We start from the raw sequence: 21,054 nt of genomic DNA, 5'->3' as shown, positions 1-21,054 counted from the left end.
TGGTTGTATTTAAAGATTTTAAAATATATATGAAAAACCTTTTTTTCTTTATACTAGTAGCAACTTGTTTAATTTCTTGTAAAAAAGAAGTTGAAACAAAAAATGAGCTGTCAACATCGTTTAAATCATTATCAAAAGAAGAAACCGGAATAGTTTTTTCTAACAATATAATTGAAAATGATTCACTTAACTATTTCACATTTCCGTACATGTATATGGGTGGAGGCGTTGCTATTGGAGATGTTAATAATGATGGGTTAGATGATATCTATTTTACAGGAAACATGACGCCAAATAAACTGTACCTTAATAAGGGCAATATGCAGTTTGAAGATGTTTCTGAAAAAGCAGGTGTTTCAGGTGATGAAAGATGGTATACAGGAGCAACCATGGCCGATGTAAATGCCGATGGTTGGTTAGATATTTATACATCTGTTTCAGGGTTGTACGGTGAAACTAGAAATCAACTTTTTATAAATAATAAAAACGGTACTTTTACTGAATTAGCTGAAAATTACGGTCTTGCTGATGCTTCTTACTCCATACAAGCAACTTTTTTTGATTATGATAATGATGGCCTTTTAGATGTTTTTGTGGGTAATTATCCTTTAGTACCTGTAAGTCAGGGAAATCAGTATTACTTTAACAAAATGCAAAATAATGCGTTTGAAGATTCTGGTCATCTCTATAAAAACAATGGAAATAATACATTTACTGATGTAACAGCAAACGCTGGTGTACAAAATTTTGGAATGACTTTGGGTGTACTAGCTTCAGATTTTAATAATGATGGTTTCAAAGATTTATACTTGTCTAATGATTTTAATGTGCCAGATTATTTCTATTTAAACAACGGTGATGGTACTTTTAAAGAAGTTGTAAAAGAAGCAACCAACCAAACCGCCATGTTTGGAATGGGCATTGATGCAGCCGATTTTAATAATGATAATCTTCTAGATTTTGTACAGTTAGATATGACACCCGATGATTATAAACGCGCCAAAACCAATATGGCAAGTATGAGTCCTAAAACGTTTTATGAAGCCATAGATTTAGGTATGCACTACCAATACATGCAAAATGTATTACAGGTAAATAATGGTATAAACAAAAACGGTATGCCGCTTTTTAGTAATATTTCAAGGTTTGCAGGTATGGCCACAACAGATTGGAGTTGGGGCGTTTTGTTTGCAGATTTTGATAACGATGGCTTAAAAGATGTTATTGTAACCAACGGTATGAAGCGCGATGTTAACAACAATGATGTAAACCAAAAAACAAAAATAAAAAGTTTTACAGACCTTAATAAAGCTATAGATTATCGTCAATACCCAAGTAACCCAATTGATAATTATGTGTTTAAAAATGAAGGCCATTTAAAATTTTCAAAAGCCAATAATTTATGGAATTTAAAATATGAAGGTTTTTCAAACGGTGTGTCTTATGCAGATTTAGATAATGATGGCGATTTGGATTTGGTAATGAACAATTTAGGTGATGCAGCATCAATTTTTAAAAATGAAACTAATACTTCAAAAAATCAAAAATTTATAAAAGTAAAACTAAAGGGGCCTAAAAATAATCCTAATGGTTTAGGGGCAAAAGTTACTTTAAAAACTAGCAAAGGCACGCAATATCAAGAGTTGACTTTAAGTCGCGGTTTTCAATCTAGCGTGTCGCCAGTTTTACATTTTGGTTTAGGAGATGCAAGTATAGAGCAATTAAAAGTAATTTGGCCAAACGGAAATGAGCAAGTTTTTAATACACTTGAAGCTAATAAGCAACATGAAATTTCATTTGAAAATGCAAGTGGAATAAATACCAAAGTTAATGCTAGTTTACCAATGTTTACTGATATTACAGAAAAATGGGGCGTTAATTTTAGTCATAAAGAAGATGCTTACAATGATTTTTTAAGAGAGCCGTTATTGCCACATAAAAATTCGGCTTATGGACCAGCCTTGGCAGTAGGCGATGTTAATAATGATGGTTTAGAAGATTTTTTTATTGGTAATGCAACAGGAAGTAAGGCATCAATGTATATTCAAAAAGCAGATGAAACATTTCAAATACTAAACGGTCCTTGGGAAGATGATACTGATTTTGAAGACATATCTGCACTTTTGTTTGATGCTGATAACGATGGCGATTTAGATTTATACGTTGTTAACGGCGGAAACGACTCTGCTAAACCCGCAAGTTTTTATCAAGATAGGCTATATATAAATACTAAAAACGGTTTTATAAAAAGCAATACGGCATTACCAAAAATTACCGCTAGCGGAAGTAAAGTGATAGCCTCTGATTATGACGGAGATGGTGATTTAGATTTATTTGTTGGTGGAAGAATAGTACCAGGTAAATATCCATTTGCAGCAAAAAGTTATATTTTAAAAAATGAAGGCGGTACAAACGAAACACTAAAATATACAAACGTAACAAATCAAGTTTTACCAGAGCTACAAGACGCAGGTTTAGTAACATCGGCACTTTGGGAAGATTTTAATAATGATGGAAAACCAGATTTAATAATTACGGGTGAATGGATGCCTATTCGGTTTTTTGAAAATAAAGGCAATAAGTTTAATGAAGTTACCAATAAATTAGGTTTTAATGATTACACCGGTTGGTGGTACAGTTTAGAAAAAGCTGATGTTGATGGCGATGGAGATATAGATTTTCTTGCCGGAAATTTAGGTTTAAACTACAAATACAAAGCCAAAAAAGAAAAACCTTTTGAGGTTTATGCCAATGATTTTGATGAAAACGGCAGTATGGATATTGTACTTAGTTATCAAAAAAATGGTAAAATGTTACCACTAAGAGGTAGAGAGTGTTCATCTCAACAGGTGCCGGCCATTGCACAACGTTTTCAAACTTTTGAGTTATTTGCAGAGGCATCATTAGCTGATATCTATGGGCAAGCAATGTTAGATAAATCGTTACACTATCAAGCCAACATGTTTGAAAATGCATGGGTAGAAAACCTAGGTAATGGCACTTTTAAGCTTCATAAATTACCAAACACTGCGCAGCTATCTTCTATAAATACTTTTAAAAGTTTAAAAGTAAATAACAAAAATATTGTTTTGGCAGCAGGTAATTTGTACAACGCTGAGGTTGAAACACCAAGAAATGATGCAAGTTTAGGCTTGGTACTACAGTTTAATAAAAATGAAAAAGTAGAAGTGCTTTCAACTAAAGAAACAGGATTGTTTGTGAATGGTGAAGTTAGAAATATGGAAACCATTTTACTCGGAAAAAACGGGAAACAAGGTGTAATATTTGCGCGTAATAATAATACTGTTAAGTTACTGCAGATTTCAAAATAAAAAAGTAAAACACACTTACATAAACGCCTCATAATTTTAATTAATTATGAGGTGTTTTTTTTTGGGGTATTGTTAAACAAGTAAGTTTAACTAAATAATAAGCCTGCAAAAATTCTTTCAAATAATTGACAAATAGCTGATTCTATAAGGGTTTGATTTAATAATCCGTAATAATGAACATATTTTACCAAGCTAAAAAAAGTCAATTCTGTTACTTTGAAATTGGTATTTAAGACATAATCATGCGCTTTTCATTTTAGTTGAAAATATTCATAATTAAAATTCTAGCACATTACCCTTAAATAACAATCAAACTAAATTAAATAACTAAAACTTCAAAACGCTTATGAAAGTATTAAAATTACTTAAGAAGACATTTCAGCATCGCGTTTTTATGATTGCAACTTTTTTGCTAGCCGGTACACTGGTTAGTTTTGCGCAAGACATAAAAATTAATGGTGTTGTAAGTGATGAAAATGGGCAACCGCTAACGGGAGCCAACATTGTTGTAAAAGGAACAACAACAGGAGCACAAACAGATTTTGATGGTAACTACTCATTAACAGCCTCTAGTAGTGCAACGCTTGTTGTTAGTTACCTAGGTTTTATAACCAAAGAGGTGCCCGTAAATGGCAAAAGTCAAATTAACATTACTCTAGTTGAAGATGCTAGCCAATTAGACGAAGTGGTAATTGTAGGCTATGGAACAACAAAAAAATCTGATTTAACAGGTGCTGTGGCTGTTGTAGGGTCAAAAGATATTGAAAAATACACTTATAACGATGCTTCACAAGCGTTACAAGGTCGTGTTGCCGGTGTAAGTGTTCAGGCCGCAGGTGGTGCACCAGGTGCGGGCTCAAATTTTTTAATTAGAGGAGCTACATCTTTTTCTAATAATGAACCTTTGTTTGTTATTGATGGAATGATAACGGGTAGTATGAGTTCTGTAGCACCCCAAGATATTGAATCTATTTCAGTATTAAAAGATGCATCAGCATTGGCAATTTATGGTTCGCGTGCTGCAAATGGTGTAATTATAATTACTACTAAAAAAGGTAAAGGTGGTAAGGTTAATATCTCTTTAGATACAAGTTATGGTGTGCAAAAGGTTATTAATACTTATGATTGGGCAAACGCAAGCCAATATGCTCAAATAGTTAATAATGCTAGAGATAATGATGACCAAGATAGATACCCTGCTTTAGATGAATATTTTGATCCAAACTACAGCAATAACCTATACGATGAATCACTTAGAACAGCTGGTGTTAAAAATACAAACGTAAGAGTTACAGGTGGCGGAGAAAATACAACATACAGTGCCTCTTTTACGCAATTTGAGCAAGAAGGTATTGTTAAGTATTCAGATTTTAAAAGACAAACATTACGCACTAACGTTGGGTTAACTAAAGGTAAATTTAAAATTGAAAATACCATTGGTTTAACAAGAACTGTTAATAATCCCAATAACTACTTTAACAAAGAAAGGAACATAATTCCAGTAATTAGATTGAAAAATGATGCTGGTGATTGGAGTTTGTCTGATATTGCAGACAGAGGCGTAATAGATCCTGCAACAGGTGACTTATTTCAACAAGGTAAATTTTATGGAGCAAACAATACAATAAATGAATTAGGTTTGGCAGCTACCCAAGATAGAACTGTTACTCGTAATACGCTTTTAGGTAATATAGCAGCGTCTTATGAAATATTAAATGGTTTAACCTATAAAATTAACTTAGGATTAGAACATTACAATAACAACAATTATACATTTACACCATTAGTATCTGTATTTGCAGATAATGGAGGTAATGATGTACAATCTAGATTACAAGAAACCAATACTACATTTACTTCAACATTACTTGAGCATACATTAAGCTACAACAAAACATTTGCAGATAAACATACTATTGATGCGGTTATTGGTTTTACAGAGCAAAAAAATAATTCTAGATCTTTAGGGGTAGATGCAAGAGATTTTCCAAATAACGATATAAGAGTAGCTTCTGCAGCTCAAACGTATGTAGAAGTACCATCTAATGATATCACATCGGCAATTCACTCTTATTTAGGTAGGTTAAATTATAATTTTGATGATAGATATTTAATTACGGCATCTATACGTCAAGATAGATCATCTTTATTTAAAGAAGGACTTAGAGACGCTACCTTCCCATCGGCAGCTTTAGGTTGGAATGTAAGTAATGAACCATTTATGAAAGATTTTGAAGCTTTAACAAATATTAAATTTAGAGCAGGTTATGGTGAAGTTGGTTCAAACAATGTTAGTGCATACCAAACAGATTTTGTTATAGATTTCTTTAGTGAATATATTTTAGGTGAAAATCAAGAAAGACAAACAGGTTACGCAATTACTCAAATGGTTAATCCATTTATAAGTTGGGAGACAACAAAAACAACTAATATTGGTTTAGAATTTGAAGCTTTAGATAGAAAGTTAAGTGTTACAATGGACTATTTTAAGGCTGAGACAGAAGATATCCTGCTAAATTCATCACCTGTATTTTATTCCGGTTTTGGTAATGAGTTTCCTCAAAATATAGCAACCATGGAAAACAAAGGTTTTGAGTTTTTAGCAACCTATAGAGACAATTTTGGAGATTTAAACTTTTCAGCAACAGTAAATTTTTCTAAAATAAATAATGAAGTAACCTCATTAGGTTCTGCTGGTCGTTTAGTGCAAGGTTCTTTTACCTCTAATACTTTAAATAGTATGGAAATTGTACCTGGACGTCCAATAAGTTCATTCTATGGCTATGTGGTTGATGGTATTTATCAAACTGATGCCGAAGCCACAGCTGCTAATGATCAGGTAGGAAATCCTGTAGCTGGAGATTTAAAATTTAAAGATATTGCAGGACCTGATGGAAGCGGGCCAGATGGTATAATAGATCAGAATGACCAAACCGCTTTAGGTTCAGGTATACCAGATTTTGAATATGGTATTAACCTATCTGCAGATTATAAAAATTGGGATTTAAACTTATTCTTCAATGGCGTATCTGGTAATACAATATTAAACGGAACTAAGTATAGAGGATATTTTGATACTGAAGGTAATTATTTTACTGATAGATTAAATTCTTGGACTACTACCAACACAAATACAAACATTCCAAGAAATACAAGAACAGATAATGGTTTTAATAGAAGAATGTCTGATTTCTATTTAGAAAATGGTGCATACTTCCGTTTAAGGAATGCACAAATAGGCTACACGTTACCAACCGATATTACAGAAAGAATTAAAATTCAAAAAGTAAGATTATATGCTTCTGCAACCAATTTGTTTACAATAACAGATTATACAGGGTATTACCCAGAAGTTGGTAGAAACAATAGAGGTTCTAACGGTAGAGCAATTATCAATACAGGTATTGATGAAGGATCTTACCCAACACCAAGAACATTTCAGTTAGGTTTACAAGTGTCGTTTTAATGAAAAAAAAATAGAATTATGAAAAAAATAAATATAAAATTATCAATCACAGCTCTATTTTTAATGGGAGTTGTAGGGGTAGTAAACATTAATTGCTCAGACGATGTTTTAGATCAGGTAAACCCAAATAAACTATCACCAGATACATTTTGGCAATCGCAAGGTGACGCCGAAAAAGGAATAATAGGAGCTTACAGTCCATTCACACACATTTGGTATTATACCAGATTTGAAATATTTATTTCAGATTATAGAGATGATGTAGTAAACGGTTTCAATACTTCAGAGCGTACAGCAGTTGGCTACTTTAGCGGAACTTCAGATAGTAATGCAACACGCTGGTGTTGGCAAGCAATGTACCAAGGAATAGCCAGAGCAAACGAAGTACTTAAGCATGTGCCAGACATTGTAGACCCTGAATTTTCACAACAAGAAAAAGATAATATTCTAGGTGAAGCTTACTTTATTAGAGCCTTTAATTATTTCAATCTACTAAATAGCTGGAGGAATATTCCATTAATAACAAAACCAACTTCCGAAGTAGACTTATTTACGGTAACACAAGCAGATCCTGCTGATGTATGGGCACAAATAGAAGCTGATTTACAAATGGCTCAAAGTATGTTGCCAGATTCTTGGTCTGTAAACCAAGTTGGTAGAGCTACTTCAGGTGCTGCAACAGGTTACTTAGGTAAAGCTTATTTATACCAAAATAAATATGCTGAAGCAAAAGTAGAATTTGCTAAAATAATGGATGGTAGATACCAGTTAATGGATGATTATGCACACAACTTTACAGAAGAATTTGAAAACAATGCTGAGTCTGTATTTGAAATTCAATTGGTTGCAGACGGTTTAGGCGGATGGGGAGCAGATGCTCCAAATAGAGGTAAAGGAGCAGCATATCAACCAGATTTAGCACCTGCAGGGTACACCGGTCAAGATGGTATGCGAGTAAACCAATGGGCGCTAGATTTGTTTTTAGATGAACAAACTATTAATGGAGAAATAGACCCAAGAACATTTACTACGCTTTTTTGGAATACAGAAGAAACAACTCAGTACGAAGGTAAAACACTTAGGTCTAGAACTTATTTAAATACGCCATATACTAGTGCGTATAGTGCTACAGCAACTGAAGTTTATGCAAATAAGTTTTTAGATTGGGAATTTAATAATCATAGTGGATCGCAAGATGGTGGTTGGCATGGTTCAGGAAATAACTTAAGATTAATGCGTTATGCTGATGTTTTATTAATGTTTGCTGAAGCTGATTTAATGGATGATAATAATTTATCAGCTGAAGGTTTAGAGGCTATTAATAAAGTGAGAAGAAGAGCAGATATGCCTGAGTTCACAAGCGTTACAATGCAAGACATTGAAGACGAACGTGTTAAAGAGTTAACTTTTGAGCGCTCAAGATATTTTGATTTATTACGTTGGGGTAGAGTAAAATCTAGAATTGTAGATAACCCAGATTTAAAATCTGAAAGTGCAGGAACATCAGCCTATAAACCAGGTAGAGAGTACATTGCTATTCCTCAAAATGATGTTGATAGAAACCCTAATTTAGAACAAAACGAAGGATATTAATTATAGTTAGTCATATTTAAATTTTTAGAATTGTTTTAGTTTTTTTAAACGGCTCAAAAGCATATTTGGTTTTGGGTCGTTTTAATTTTATAAATCAAAAGTTTTAAGTTATTTTTAAATCTAAGGTCAATTTTTGCATTAATGAGTTTAAGTTTCCATAAAATGAAGTTCAAAAAAATAATACTAGTTTTAATTATAATAATTGGTATTGTTAAAGGCACAAATGCGCAGTCTCCAAAAATTCAGTTTGAACATTTTATTGATGATAAAGGCTTAACCCAAAACACCATTGAATCTGTAGTGCAAGACAATGATGGACTATTATGGCTAGGTACATCAAACGGTTTGTATAAGTATGATGGGCAAAGGTTTATTGTTTTAAGAAGTGCTATAAACAATAATGCTAATAGCCTTATTAATAACATGATAAGTAAACTAGCTGTAGATAAAACCAATACACTTTGGGTGGGTACTGTTGGTGGTTTATGCGCTTATAATATAAACAAACAGCATTTTTATGCCGTAAATTCACAATTAAAAAATAAAGAAATAACCGCTATTTTTCCTGATGAGGCTGATGGAACCATTTGGGTTGGTACAAAAAAATCAGGCCTATTTCAAATAATACATCCTAATGAATCAAATGAGAATGTAAAGCACTATTACTATCAACCAAAAGGGCAAAATGTAATTGATAGTAATACTATTTTATCTATTGCAAAAGATGCCTATAATAACCTATGGGTAGGTACAATGACAGGTTTAAATAGAGTGTATGCATCAAAATCGGGCAATAAAAGTTTTTCAAAAGTTAAAGGTTTTAATAAGCCTATTAATGCCATGTATTTATCATCAAAAAAAGCATTTTTAATAGGTGAAAAAGGTACAGGTGTTTGGAGTTTAAACAAACCAACTAGTATATATGCAACAACTAAAAGTGATTTTAAAAGGTTCCATTTAAATTTAAACGAAAATGAAAATCTTTATGGAGAAATTAATGCAATAACCGAAGATTTTAATAATAATATTTGGGTAGGTGTTTATGGCTATGGTATTTATAATTTAAATACAGAAACAGGAGCCTATACATTACATGCGCCTAGTGATGTTTTTTCAACAAATTTGAGTAATACAAGGGTTAAATCTATACTAGTAGATAAAACCAATGTGTTGTGGGTTGGTACAGAAGTAGGCGGATTAAATAAAGCCGATTTACAAAAAAAAGATATACTGTATTTTACAAGAAATAAATTAACTAAAAACACATTAAGTAATGCTTCAGTAAACACTATTTTTCAAGACGATAACTACGTTTGGGTAGGTACAGAGCAAGGGTTAAATAAAATAGAATTTCAAGAAAACTTTCAATCACCCAACATCACACATTATTTTTATGACGATGAAAAAACAAGCCAAAAGTTTAACAAATCACAATCTGTAAAGTCTATTTTTAAAGATAATGAAGGCCATTATTGGTTGGGTAAAGAGGCTATTTATACCATGCAGGTTAATGCAGTTTCAAAAGCCGTAACTTTTAATAAAACACCCCTAAATATTCCTGATGTTTTTTCAATTATACAAGATAAATACGGCACAATGTGGTTTGGGTCCTTTGGTCAAGGCTTGGTAAAGTGGAAAAAAAATGAGGCCTTTAATTTTTCAAATGCAGTTCATTTTAAATCAGATTTAAATAACGAGCACAGCATAGGTAGTGATTTTATAAGTTGTTTGTTTGAAGATAGCAAGGGAAACTTATGGATTGGCGGTGTGCAAGGTGGTTTAGGATTGCTTAAGCGCGGTACTAACGGAAACCCAGATATTTTTAAAACCTATTACCACAAGCCTGATGATAACACTAGTTTAAGCCATAATTCAGTATTTGCTATTCATGAAGATAGAAATGGTGTTTTCTGGATTGGTACTTTTGGTGGCGGGCTAAACAAAATGACCTTTACAGATAATGGTACACCTGTTTTCGAACATTTTACAGAAGAGCATGGTTTAGCAAATAATGCTGTTTATGGTATTTTAGAAGACGAAAGTGGCAACCTTTGGATTAGTACAGATAACGGTATTTCATGCTTTAACCCTAAAACCAAAAGCTTTAAAAATTATAGTAAAGATGATGGTTTGCAAAGTAATAACTTCAGAAAAAATGCCTACTTTAAAAACAAACATGATTATATGTTTTTTGGCGGTTTACGGGGGTTAAATATTTTTCATCCAAAAAACTTACAACAAAACAATTTAATTGCACAACCTAAACTTACAGGTTTTAAAATAAAAAATCAGTTAATTGATGTAGGCCAAACATATAACGGGCGTGTTTTAATAAATTCTAATAAAAATAATGAAGTTGTTAAACTAAAACACCATGAAAACACCTTAACTTTTGAGTTTGCAGCCTTACATTATGCCGCCCCCGAAAAAAATAAATTTCAATACCAATTAGTAGGTTTTGATAATACTTGGCAGCCAGCAAAAAAATTACCATTTGCTCATTACACAAACCTATCACCGGGTAATTACACGTTTAAAGTAAAAGCCTCAAATAATGATGGTATTTGGAATGAAACCCCAGCCGAATTTAAATTTAGAATTTCGCCACCGTTTTGGTACACTTGGTGGGCTTACGCGTTGTATATAGTGCTATTATCAGGTGTAATTTATAGTATAATATCATATAATAGTTTAAAAGAAAAAGAAAAAGCAGCCGTTAAGGTTCAAAAAGAAATTGAAGAAGTTAACAGATTAAAATTACAGTTTTTCACCAATATATCACATGAGTTTAAAACACCAATAACATTAATTTTAAATCCTATTGAAGAACTTTTAGAAAATCTCAAGAGCAACAATCAATCAATAAAACCAAAATTAAAAATCATTCAGCGAAACGCTAATTCACTGTTAAGACTGGTACATCAGTTAATGGAATTTAGAAAAATTGAAGTTGGTGAAACCAAATTAGGCGCTACAAAATCTAACATTATTAGTTTTGTTAGAGAAATAACAAATTCATTTCGTTCTTCAGCAAAAAAAAACAACATCAATTTAATTTTCGAGTCTAAACTAAAAACTTTTGATATTTGGTTTGATTGGGATAAACTAGAAAAAATATTAAACAATTTAATATTTAATGCCATAAAATTTACCAATCAACAAGGTACTATTACAGTTAAAATTAAAAAAGCAAAAGGTGTTAATGATATTACAATTAATGATACAGACTTTAGTGTAAAATACTTAATTATTGAGGTTGAAGATAACGGTGTTGGCATTAAGCCCGATGAGCTACCATTTGTATTTCATAGGTTTTACCAAGTAAATCAAACACGTGAGCGTATGCGTAAAGGTACAGGTATTGGTTTAGCCATAACTAAAGATTTAGTAGAATTACATCATGGTAAAATTGAAGTAGCATCTCAATTAGGTATTGGTACTAAATTTACTATAAAACTACCCGTTGGAAATGATCATTTATTACCAGAAGAAATGATTGAAACAGCTACCTTTTCAGAACAAGAAGCTTTTGAAGAAACACAAGAAATTAATCAAGATTTTGATAATGATGAAGATTTAGAAAACGAAAAATTTGATAACACTATTTTGGTTGTTGATGATAATCCAGATATTCGTTTATTGGTAAAAGAAGGTTTTTCTAAAAATTATAATGTATTTGAAGCCGAAAACGGTAAAGAAGGTTTAAACATAGCCTTAAAAGAAATGCCAGATATTATTATAAGTGATATTTTAATGCCCGAAATGGATGGAATTGAACTTTGTAAAGCCTTAAAAACCAATATTAGAACAAGCCATATACCAATAGTTTTACTTACTGCATTGTATTCTGTAGAACACAGAATTGAAGGTTTAGAGTCTGGAGCAGATGCTTACATTCCAAAACCATTTAAAATGAAATTACTTCAAGTAAAAGCAGAAAACCTTATTGAAACCAGAGCGTTAATGCGTAAGCGTTTTCAAACCGAAAAAGAGTTAACACCAGAAAAAGTAACCTTAAATTCATTAGATGAGGCATTCTTAAAAAAAATTATGGATTTAATGGAAGCCAATATGGGTAATGATAGTTATTGGGTTGATAGTTTAGTTGAAGATATGAATACAAGTCGCTCAACGTTTTTTAGAAAATTAAAAAAGCTTACAGGCCAATCGCCTAATGATTTTATTAGAATGGTACGTTTAAAACGTGCAGCACAACTTTTAGAACAAAATGAGTTAACTATTGGGCAAGTAAGCTACATGGTTGGTTTTTCAGATCCTGGGTATTTTGGTAAATGTTTTAGGAAGTTTTTTGGAGATTCTCCTTCAAACTATATAAAGAAAAAAGTAACATCATAGGGCTTTTAAGGGTATTTTTCAAATGACTTTTATCATACTTTTTGTGTGCTTGGTTCTGTAATTTTAAGGAACAAAGTAAATTTAAAATGTTATGATACGTAAAGCACCCGTTTCAATGATTATGACAGCTCCCGTTATTACGTTGAAAAAAACAGACTCATTAGAAAAAGCCGAATATTTATTTAAGCATAACCATATTAGGCACATACCAGTTGTAGATAATAAAAAAATTGTTGGTATGCTAAGTTATACAGATTTGCAGCGTTTAAGTTTTGCAAACATTTCTGAAGATGAAGTAGCTGAGGCTGATACAGATGCTTTGGTTTATAACATGTTTACAATAAACCAAATAATGACCAAAAATGTAATAGTAGTATCAGCATCAAATTCAATAAAAGATGTTGCTAAAATTTTTACCGAAAAAGAGTTTCATGCTCTACCTGTGGTTGATAATAACCAACTAGTTGGCATTGTTACCACAACAGATATAATAAAACACGTTTTAAACCAAAACTAAGAATTAGCAAGCGCCTTTAACCCTTTTACAGTTTCTAATTGGTTAGCACTTTTAAAAACGTAACTACCAGCAACCAAAACATCAGCGCCAGCATCAATAAGCTGTTTTGCGTTTTTATTTGTAACGCCACCATCAATTTCAATTAATGTTTTAGCGCCTTTTGTATCAATAATTTCTTTAAGTTTTGAAACTTTATTATAGGTGTTTTCAATGAAACTTTGGCCGCCAAAACCTGGGTTTACACTCATAATGCAAACTAAGTCAATATCATTTATAACATCTTCAAGTACATTTACATTTGTATGTGGGTTTAAAGCTACACCCGCTTTCATGCCTTCAGCTTTTATAGCTTGTAAAGTGCGGTGTAAGTGCGTGCAAGCTTCATAGTGTACCGTTAAAATATCGCTTCCAAGTTTAGCAAATGTTTTTATATAACGGTCTGGGTCTACTATCATTAAATGTACGTCAATAGTTTTTTTAGCGTGTTTGGTAATAGCCTCTAAAACTGGCATGCCAAACGAAATGTTTGGTACAAAAACGCCATCCATTATATCAATGTGAAACCAATCGGCATCACTAGTATTAACCATTTCTATATCACGTTGAAGGTTTGCAAAATCTGCTGCTAAAACCGAAGGAGCTATTAATTTATTTGACATTTTAAGTGTTTGAATCTTTTTGCAAATCTAAGATTTTTATTGAATCGCTTCTAAAAGCTCTTCAACAATTTCTAAAAAAAGACCACTATTTTCAGCGTATGATGAATTTAGTTTTAAAAGATAATCGTGTAGTTGATATATAGATTCTGAATTTTCAATAACAGTGTAACCAGCGTTGAAATTACTGAAACTACGTTTTGAAATAGAGCCATTTACTAACTCTATTATATTATTGTGCCTAGAATCTTTTTTTATTTTAAGATATAATTCATCAATTATAGAAGCGTCTCCTTCTAAAATTTGGAAGAAAATGTTTTTGTCTTTAACCAATACCCCAGTAATATTGTTAGAAATATTATTGCTAATGGTTTCCTTAAATATCATTTCAGTAGAAAGTATATTTATATTAGGTTTTACACTGCTTTTGTAAGATATGGTTTTTAACATATTATAAAGTTAGTAAATTTAAATATGTTTTTCGAAACATATTCTGACAACTTTAACAGTTTACATGATAAATAGTTTAGTTTAAGATGACATAAATTGATTAGCTATTAAAATTACCCTATTAACATTTTTACTGTTGGCAGTTTTTAGCCAATTTAAATATTGCTTTAAATCTTTTAATGCGATGTTAGAATTAGCAATTGTAAAACCAAAATTATAGTCTTCAAAAATTCTATGCTCTGTATTTGTATTTATAACCATAAATATATTTTTGTGCCTTCTATCTTTCTTTATTTTTTCAAAAAGAAGGTCAACTTTTTCTGGCTCACCTTCCATTACTTGTAAAAAGTTGTGGTCTTTATGAATAAGAAATCCGGTTATATTATTTGCATTATTATTACCCTTAACATGTTGGTAGAAATCATCAAGTGAATCTTGAAACTCTTCAAGTCTAGAATCACTTATATAGCAAATAGTTTTAAGCATTATGAGTTGGGTTAAATTTATTTAAATTTAATAAAAACATTTCATTAGTTAAAGTTATAAAAAAAATAAACCCGCGGTAATCAGCCGCGGGTTCTTTCATCAATCAAAAAACGAACAGTTATGTGTAACTGTTGTGCTTGTAATTTAGGTGTTAAAAATAAACTATCCTAAATAAGTTTTTAATATTTTGCTTCTAGAGGTGTGTTTTAACCTTCTAATTGCTTTTTCTTTAATTTGTCTTACACGTTCACGAGTTAAATCAAATGTTTCACCAATTTCTTCAAGCGTCATTGGGTGTTGGTTTCCTAAGCCAAAATATAAACGGATAACGTCTGCTTCACGAGGCGTTAATGTTTCTAAAGCACGCTCAATTTCGGTACGTAAAGACTCGTGTAATAACTCTTTATCTGGGTTTGGAGATTCTCCACTATTTAATACATCATATAGGTTAGAATCTTCACCTTCAACTAAAGGAGCATCCATACTTACATGGCGCCCAGAGTTTTTCATAGATTCTTTAACGTCATTAATAGTCATGTCTAGCTCTTTTGCTATTTCTTCGGCAGAAGGCGGACGCTCATGACTTTGCTCTAAAAAGGCAAATGTTTTATTAATTTTATTTATAGAACCAATTTTGTTTAATGGTAAACGTACAATTCTAGACTGTTCAGCTAGTGCTTGAAGAATAGATTGACGAATCCACCATACAGCGTACGAAATGAATTTGAAACCACGAGTTTCATCAAAACGTTGTGCTGCTTTAATTAGGCCTAAGTTACCTTCATTAATTAAATCTGGTAAAGTTAAACCTTGGTTTTGGTATTGCTTTGCTACCGATACTACGAAACGTAAGTTAGCTTTTGTTAATTTTTCTAAAGCTATTTGATCTCCAGCTTTAATACGTTGTGCTAACTCAACTTCTTCGTCGGCAGTAATAAGGTCTACCTTACCAATTTCCTGTAAATATTTATCTAACGAAGCGGTTTCTCTGTTGGTAACCTGTTTCGTAATTTTAAGTTGTCTCATTTAAAAGTCTCCTGTAATTTAATTGTGAATATATAGGGCATTCAGTGGTTATACGTAAATAAGTCGGTTTTTGTTACAAAAAGTTTCAAATTATTTTTAACCATCTGTATTTTAGACACTAAACGCTATAAAAAGTCACAATAAAATAACACAGCGTGTACTTTTAAAATGTAATTAACTGGTTAATTTTGGCTGTAGGGTAATAATTTTTGAATCCTTTTTTTCTTTTGAAATACCACGTGTTAACCAACCACTTTTGTTGGCAGTTGCAATGGCATAAGGTGTAATCCAGAATAAACCAAATGTATGGAGTAGGCTATATGAATAAATCCATAAAGATTCTTTTAAGTTATATTTTTTAGAATAGAATAGTACCGGAAATGTTGATAAAACTAGAATACTAACCAGCGTTGAACTTATAAATAATAACGGGTGTGTGGCAACAAAATAAAGCATAAATAATAAAAACGGATAACTCATAATTATTTTATAAGCTTGGTTAAAAAATAGTAATCTTGCACCTGCTTTTGTGCCTTGTTTAAAGTTGGTAAATACATATTTAGCCATTTCAATATTTTCTCTAACATTACTGCGTGCCCACCTAATAAACATTTTGTATAAGTTTTTATATTTTTCGGGTACGTTTGTGTAAGCGTAAGCATTGCTTTGAAATAGCACATGATTACCTTCTTTTAAAATCATATTTGTCATAGCGCGGTCTTCTCCAATATCTGATGCTTGCCCCATAAAAGTTTGGTTAATCCATTTTGGTAAAATTTTAAAAACAGCACTACTACGGTAAGCAGCAAGAGCACCAGGTGTACATAATACATTGTTTAGTGTACTTTCGGCAGAACGCACAAATTCAAAACTTAGAACAAAACTAACGTCTAACATTTTAGGTATTATAGCTTTGTGTTTGTTTAAAACTCTAATATTTCCTGCAACGGCTCCAACTTTTTTATTAGTAATAAATGGACTTACTAGATTTCTTAACGTTTCGGGTGTAACAATAGAATCACTATCTACAGTAACAAAAACATCACCGGTACCTAAGTTAAAACCACGATATAATGCGTGCCTTTTCCCTTTGTTTTTTGGTTGCTTATAAATTTCTAAAGTAGAACCAAGATCTAATTTTGCTTTTTGCATCCATTGCCAAGTATTATCTACACTGCCATCATCAATAGAAATAAGTTGTAGTTTTTCTTTAGGGAAATCGCTATTAGTTAAGCTAACAAGGGTGTCATAAACCTGTTTGCCTTCATTGTAAGCAGGTACAATAACGGTTATTGTTGGCAATTCATCATTAGTAACCGAGGCAATTGGTTTGTATTTGAAATAACGGAATAACATAAATAGGAAAAATAGCGCTTTAAAAGCTAGTAATGCAGCGGCAATTACCATAAAAGTAGCACCAAAAAAGTTGCTAGTACGTTCTGTATTAAATTTTAAAAAATCGTTTTGAAGTATTACAAAAAAGTAGGCAGCTACAAGTAAAACTAAAAATGTACCTGTTAAAATAAGCTTGTTAAAAAGTTTGTTTTTTGATGCTTCAGAAATTTGATTCGTTGAGGGTTTGTTTTTTTTTGAGGCTTTTAATAACATAAGTATTGTGTTCATGGTTTAACAATTAATTTTGTTTTCACTGCTTTTACGAACAAATACTTTTTTTAGACTTTTTGTTTTTTCTATTTGTGATTATTTTAAGAAATAAACGGCATTTCAACCATGAAAATGTTAAATCTGGTAGTTGATTTTGGTAATAAAGTTTGAAATGTCTTTTTAAGATTAAATAATCGTTAAAAACACATTAAAATTCGACAAAAAACTAAAAAGAAGTAAATATATTACATTTTGTAAGGTTTACTCTCTATATTTGTAGAACCAATCAAATAATAATTTAAACCCTAACACCTTAAAATTCAATGAAATCAAAATTACTTTTTCTAGCATTATTTGCTAGTACTATTTTTGCTTGTTATGCTCAAAATCAAAAACTGTTTTTTATAGATGAAGATAATAGGCAGTTAAAAACAATAAACACTAATGGTACTAACGAAAACTTATTTTTTGCCAAAACAGAAGCCTTATCTTCAAGGTATTTAGCTGTAAACAATACTACACAAGAGTTGTTTTTTTCAACAGGTTCTCCTTATAGCATTTATAAAAAGAACCTTAATGGTAGTGTAGAAGAAAAATTATATACTTCACTAAATAGTACTTCAATTTATGGTATAGCTATAGACGAAGCAAACTCTAAATTATATTGGGCGGAATATGAAACAATAAAGCGCAGTAATTTAGACGGGTCTTCTGTTGAAACTGTTATAAATCAAAGCACTGATGTATATTTTCGTAATGTAGCCATAGGTGGTGGCAAGCTTTATTGGGCAGAACGGTATTATAATACTTCTAATTTTTCAAACACCTATTATTTAAAGCGTAGTAATTTAGATGGTTCTAATTCAGAAACTATACATTCTGAATATGTACCATCAGGACAACTTTATGTAAATGAACTGGGTACCATTTATGGCATGCAAGTAGATAATACTAATAGTGTGTTGTATTGGGCATCATCATCGGCCGATGGTATATTTAAAAAGAATAGTGATGGTACGGGAAGTGTTGTTAAAATTTTAAACGATACTTATGTAAAATCTCCAAGAGGCTTAGCTATTGATGTTGCAAATAATAAATTATTCTGGACAGATTCCGATTCTAGCTTTGATAATTTAAGAAGTGCAAATTTAGATGGTTCAAATGTTACAGTATTGTCAACTACTTCAGACGATCCTTATGGGTTAGCGTTAGCGCTAGTAAACGAAAATCCATTGGCAAACCCAGAAATTGAAATACAGGGTAATAGTTTAAGTATTGCCAATAATGATGCAACCCCAAATACAGATGATAATACAGATTTCGGTAATGTTGCTTTAAATAATAATTATAAAGATTTTTACTTCTTTGTTAGAAATTTAGGTGGTGCAAATTTAAGCATAACAGGATCTCCTAGAGTTAGTATTACGGGTACTCATGCGGCAGATTTTACTTTACAAGCAGATGTAGCTGCAACAATAGAATCTACTAGTTCTAGTTATTTTGTAATTAGGTTTGATCCTTCCGTTTTAGGTGAAAGAACAGCAACTGTTACGGTAAATTCTAATGATGCAGATGAACCAGCTTATACGTTTTCTATTAAAGGAACTGGTAATGTTTCTAGTGGAGAAATAGGAACAAATGATGTTAGATTAACAACACATGCCACAGGAGTAACTCTTGATAATGAAGATCCTTACATTGCATACGATCCTACTTTAAATAGATATTTAATGGTGTATGAAGGTGAGGTAACAAATAGTGATGAAGAAATTTTTGGTCAATTTATTGATGCAAACGGAAATTTAGATGGCAGTGCGTTTCAAATTTCTAAATCAGGAAATGATGGTGTAACAGATATTGATGCTTTTAACCCAAAAGTTGTATTTAATGCTGTTTCTAATCAATTTTTAGTGGTTTGGAGAGCAGATATGGGTACAACTGCTCAAACCGACAGCGAAATTTTTGCACAAATAATTAATCCAAATGGTGTTTTTGTAAATGGGTTTGACTCTGGACAAATTAGAGTTTCTCAAAATGGACCAGAAAATAATGATACTTATGGAGCTTCAAATCCAGAAGTAACAGTTAATACAAGTAATGGAGATTACTATATAGTTTGGCAAGCTCCAACTGCAAGTAACGCCGAAGTAGAGATCTTTGGAACAATCCTACAAAGTAATGGTACATTAACTAACGGATTAGGAGGAAAGGTGCAGCTAAGTTCTTATGCGGCTTCAAATATAGCTCCAGCTACGCCGCACGTAACGTATAATCCTGTTACAAATCAATATTTAGTGGTGTATTATGCAGACTATCCAAGCAATGGCGTAAATAATATTTTTGGACAAATAGTTGCAGCAAATGGTAGTTTGGTAAGCGGTATTAATACCCCAATAACTATTACTAATGTAGATTCTGATAGAGATGCCGATTACCCAAGGGTTATTTACAATAGTTTATTAAATGAATATTTTGTTGGGTATCAAACAGATCATATTAATATAGATAACGAAGAGGAAATTTTCGGACAGCGTATTGCATCAAATGGAGCTTTAATTAATGCGCCAATACAACTTAGTTTTGCAGGAATTGATGGTGATGGTGAAGAAACAGGTTCTTACTTTGATTTTGCTTATAATACTATAGATGATCATATTTTAGTAACGTTTCAATCTGAAGAGCCAGGGAGTAACTCATATGATATTTTTGCAACAACTTTTGATGCTTCAAACTATGCTAAATTAGAAACTCAAAGCAGAGTTAGTGATATGGGAGATACTAATGGGGATAACGATTTTTCGGCCCAAAAACCTAAACAAGTCTTTAATAGTACATCTCAAAACTTTTTTATTGTATGGGAAGGTGATGATACTGTGCCAGGTAATGGAGAGGATGAAATTTTTGGCCAGTTATGGCAAGCGCCTCCAACAGCCGAGATAGACATTAGGGGAAATGCAGTTAGTATTTCCGACGGAGATACGACATCTGATACTGCTGATAATACAGACTTTGGTAGTGTAGCACCTTCTTCATCAATAATTAAAGAGTTTACTATTTATAATACAAATACTGAACAGTTAGTTTTAAATGGTTCACCTACTATTGAAATTACAGGAACTAATGCTGCAGATTTTGTAGTTACTAAACAGCCTAATTTAGCTATAAATTCAGGAGAGTCTACTACTTTTGAAATTACCTTTACACCAACAACAACTGGAGTAAAAACAGCAAGTATTAGTATTGCTAATAATGATGTTGGAGAAAATCCTTATAATTTTAGTATACAAGGAGAAGGTGAAAACACTTTAGATCTAGAATTACCAAAAAAGAAAGAGTTTTTAGTGCTTTACCCAAATCCAGCAGGAAGTTATTTATATTTTAAAGGGCTAAAAGAAACTACCAGTTTTTTGGTAGTAAATATTATTGGTAAGCAAGTTTTAAGTGGCAAGGTTAAACCAAATACTTATGTAGAACTAGAAAATTTGGTTCAGGGAGTATATATTATAAAGCTTAAAGGTCATTCACCTATAAAATTTATAAAAAAATAAAATAAGTAAAATCAAAATA

Annotated in this window: 11 protein-coding genes; 6 read left to right on the top strand and 5 right to left on the bottom strand. The window is 31.8% G+C overall.

Annotated elements, in window-relative coordinates; genetic code table 11:
• Positions 1-29 precede the first annotated feature (29 nt).
• The 5 genes from ACXAG4_RS01740 to ACXAG4_RS01720 all read left to right on the top strand — a co-directional run bounded on the left by ACXAG4_RS01740 (position 30) and on the right by ACXAG4_RS01720 (position 13,264).
• Positions 30-3,332 carry a VCBS repeat-containing protein gene (locus ACXAG4_RS01740; RefSeq protein WP_475294356.1) on the top strand — a complete coding sequence of 1,101 codons (3,303 nt, stop codon included), beginning with the start codon at positions 30-32 and terminating at the stop codon, positions 3,330-3,332.
• Positions 3,333-3,678: 346 nt separating this feature from the next.
• The gene (locus tag ACXAG4_RS01735; protein WP_475294355.1) at positions 3,679-6,798 is read left to right on the top strand and encodes a SusC/RagA family TonB-linked outer membrane protein; all 3,120 of its coding nucleotides are present in this window, start codon (positions 3,679-3,681) and stop codon (positions 6,796-6,798) included.
• 18 nt (positions 6,799-6,816) lie between these two features.
• On the top strand, positions 6,817-8,391 hold the full coding sequence (locus tag ACXAG4_RS01730) for a RagB/SusD family nutrient uptake outer membrane protein (protein ID WP_475294354.1): 1,575 nt from the start codon (positions 6,817-6,819) through the stop codon (positions 8,389-8,391).
• A gap of 162 nt (positions 8,392-8,553) precedes the next feature.
• Entirely contained in the window at positions 8,554-12,747 is a 4,194-nt protein-coding gene (locus ACXAG4_RS01725) for a hybrid sensor histidine kinase/response regulator transcription factor (RefSeq protein ID WP_475294353.1), read from the top strand.
• Between the two features lie 91 nt (positions 12,748-12,838).
• On the top strand, positions 12,839-13,264 hold the full coding sequence (locus ACXAG4_RS01720) for a CBS domain-containing protein (protein WP_475294352.1): 426 nt from the start codon (positions 12,839-12,841) through the stop codon (positions 13,262-13,264).
• Here the strand turns inward: ACXAG4_RS01720 and rpe are convergent.
• The 5 genes from rpe to ACXAG4_RS01695 form a co-directional block, all read right to left on the bottom strand.
• Positions 13,261-13,923, bottom strand: a complete 663-nt coding sequence (gene rpe, locus ACXAG4_RS01715) for a ribulose-phosphate 3-epimerase (protein ID WP_475294351.1) — start codon at positions 13,921-13,923, stop codon at positions 13,261-13,263. The genes ACXAG4_RS01720 and rpe overlap by 4 nt on opposite strands.
• Before the next feature lie 36 nt (positions 13,924-13,959).
• Complete coding sequence (locus tag ACXAG4_RS01710) at positions 13,960-14,370, bottom strand: BLUF domain-containing protein (protein ID WP_475294350.1); 411 nt, start codon at positions 14,368-14,370, stop codon at positions 13,960-13,962.
• 81 nt (positions 14,371-14,451) lie between these two features.
• Positions 14,452-14,856, bottom strand: coding sequence for a BLUF domain-containing protein (locus ACXAG4_RS01705; protein WP_475294349.1), 405 nt, complete (start codon positions 14,854-14,856; stop codon positions 14,452-14,454).
• A gap of 162 nt (positions 14,857-15,018) precedes the next feature.
• Entirely contained in the window at positions 15,019-15,882 is an 864-nt protein-coding gene (locus ACXAG4_RS01700; protein WP_019387909.1) for a sigma-70 family RNA polymerase sigma factor, read from the bottom strand.
• 174 nt (positions 15,883-16,056) lie between these two features.
• Positions 16,057-17,505 (bottom strand): glycosyltransferase family 2 protein, encoded by a 1,449-nt coding sequence (locus ACXAG4_RS01695; protein ID WP_475294348.1) that lies wholly within the window; start codon positions 17,503-17,505, stop codon positions 16,057-16,059.
• Positions 17,506-17,810: 305 nt separating this feature from the next.
• Between ACXAG4_RS01695 and ACXAG4_RS01690 the strand changes: the two genes are divergently transcribed.
• Positions 17,811-21,035: a choice-of-anchor D domain-containing protein gene (locus tag ACXAG4_RS01690; RefSeq protein WP_475294347.1), complete on the top strand. Its 3,225-nt coding sequence runs from the start codon at positions 17,811-17,813 to the stop codon at positions 21,033-21,035.
• Positions 21,036-21,054: the final 19 nt, after the last annotated feature.

This window comes from Seonamhaeicola sp. ABD4_175, from assembly GCF_056160885.1.
Note: the sequence above shows the minus strand (reverse complement) of the source record. Positions and strands in the feature narration are given on the sequence as shown.

What these genes read in the sequence shown, in the direction of transcription:
- ACXAG4_RS01710 (WP_475294350.1), bottom strand. Translation starts at nt 14,370, where the DNA reads ATGTTAAAAACCATATCTTACAAAAGCAGTGTAAAACCTAATATAAAT.
- rpe (WP_475294351.1), bottom strand. Translation starts at nt 13,923, where the DNA reads ATGTCAAATAAATTAATAGCTCCTTCGGTTTTAGCAGCAGATTTTGCA.
- ACXAG4_RS01740 (WP_475294356.1), top strand. Translation starts at nt 30, where the DNA reads ATGAAAAACCTTTTTTTCTTTATACTAGTAGCAACTTGTTTAATTTCT.
- ACXAG4_RS01705 (WP_475294349.1), bottom strand. Translation starts at nt 14,856, where the DNA reads ATGCTTAAAACTATTTGCTATATAAGTGATTCTAGACTTGAAGAGTTT.
- ACXAG4_RS01690 (WP_475294347.1), top strand. Translation starts at nt 17,811, where the DNA reads ATGAAATCAAAATTACTTTTTCTAGCATTATTTGCTAGTACTATTTTT.
- ACXAG4_RS01720 (WP_475294352.1), top strand. Translation starts at nt 12,839, where the DNA reads ATGATACGTAAAGCACCCGTTTCAATGATTATGACAGCTCCCGTTATT.
- ACXAG4_RS01735 (WP_475294355.1), top strand. Translation starts at nt 3,679, where the DNA reads ATGAAAGTATTAAAATTACTTAAGAAGACATTTCAGCATCGCGTTTTT.
- ACXAG4_RS01695 (WP_475294348.1), bottom strand. Translation starts at nt 17,505, where the DNA reads ATGAACACAATACTTATGTTATTAAAAGCCTCAAAAAAAAACAAACCC.
- ACXAG4_RS01725 (WP_475294353.1), top strand. Translation starts at nt 8,554, where the DNA reads ATGAAGTTCAAAAAAATAATACTAGTTTTAATTATAATAATTGGTATT.
- ACXAG4_RS01700 (WP_019387909.1), bottom strand. Translation starts at nt 15,882, where the DNA reads ATGAGACAACTTAAAATTACGAAACAGGTTACCAACAGAGAAACCGCT.
- ACXAG4_RS01730 (WP_475294354.1), top strand. Translation starts at nt 6,817, where the DNA reads ATGAAAAAAATAAATATAAAATTATCAATCACAGCTCTATTTTTAATG.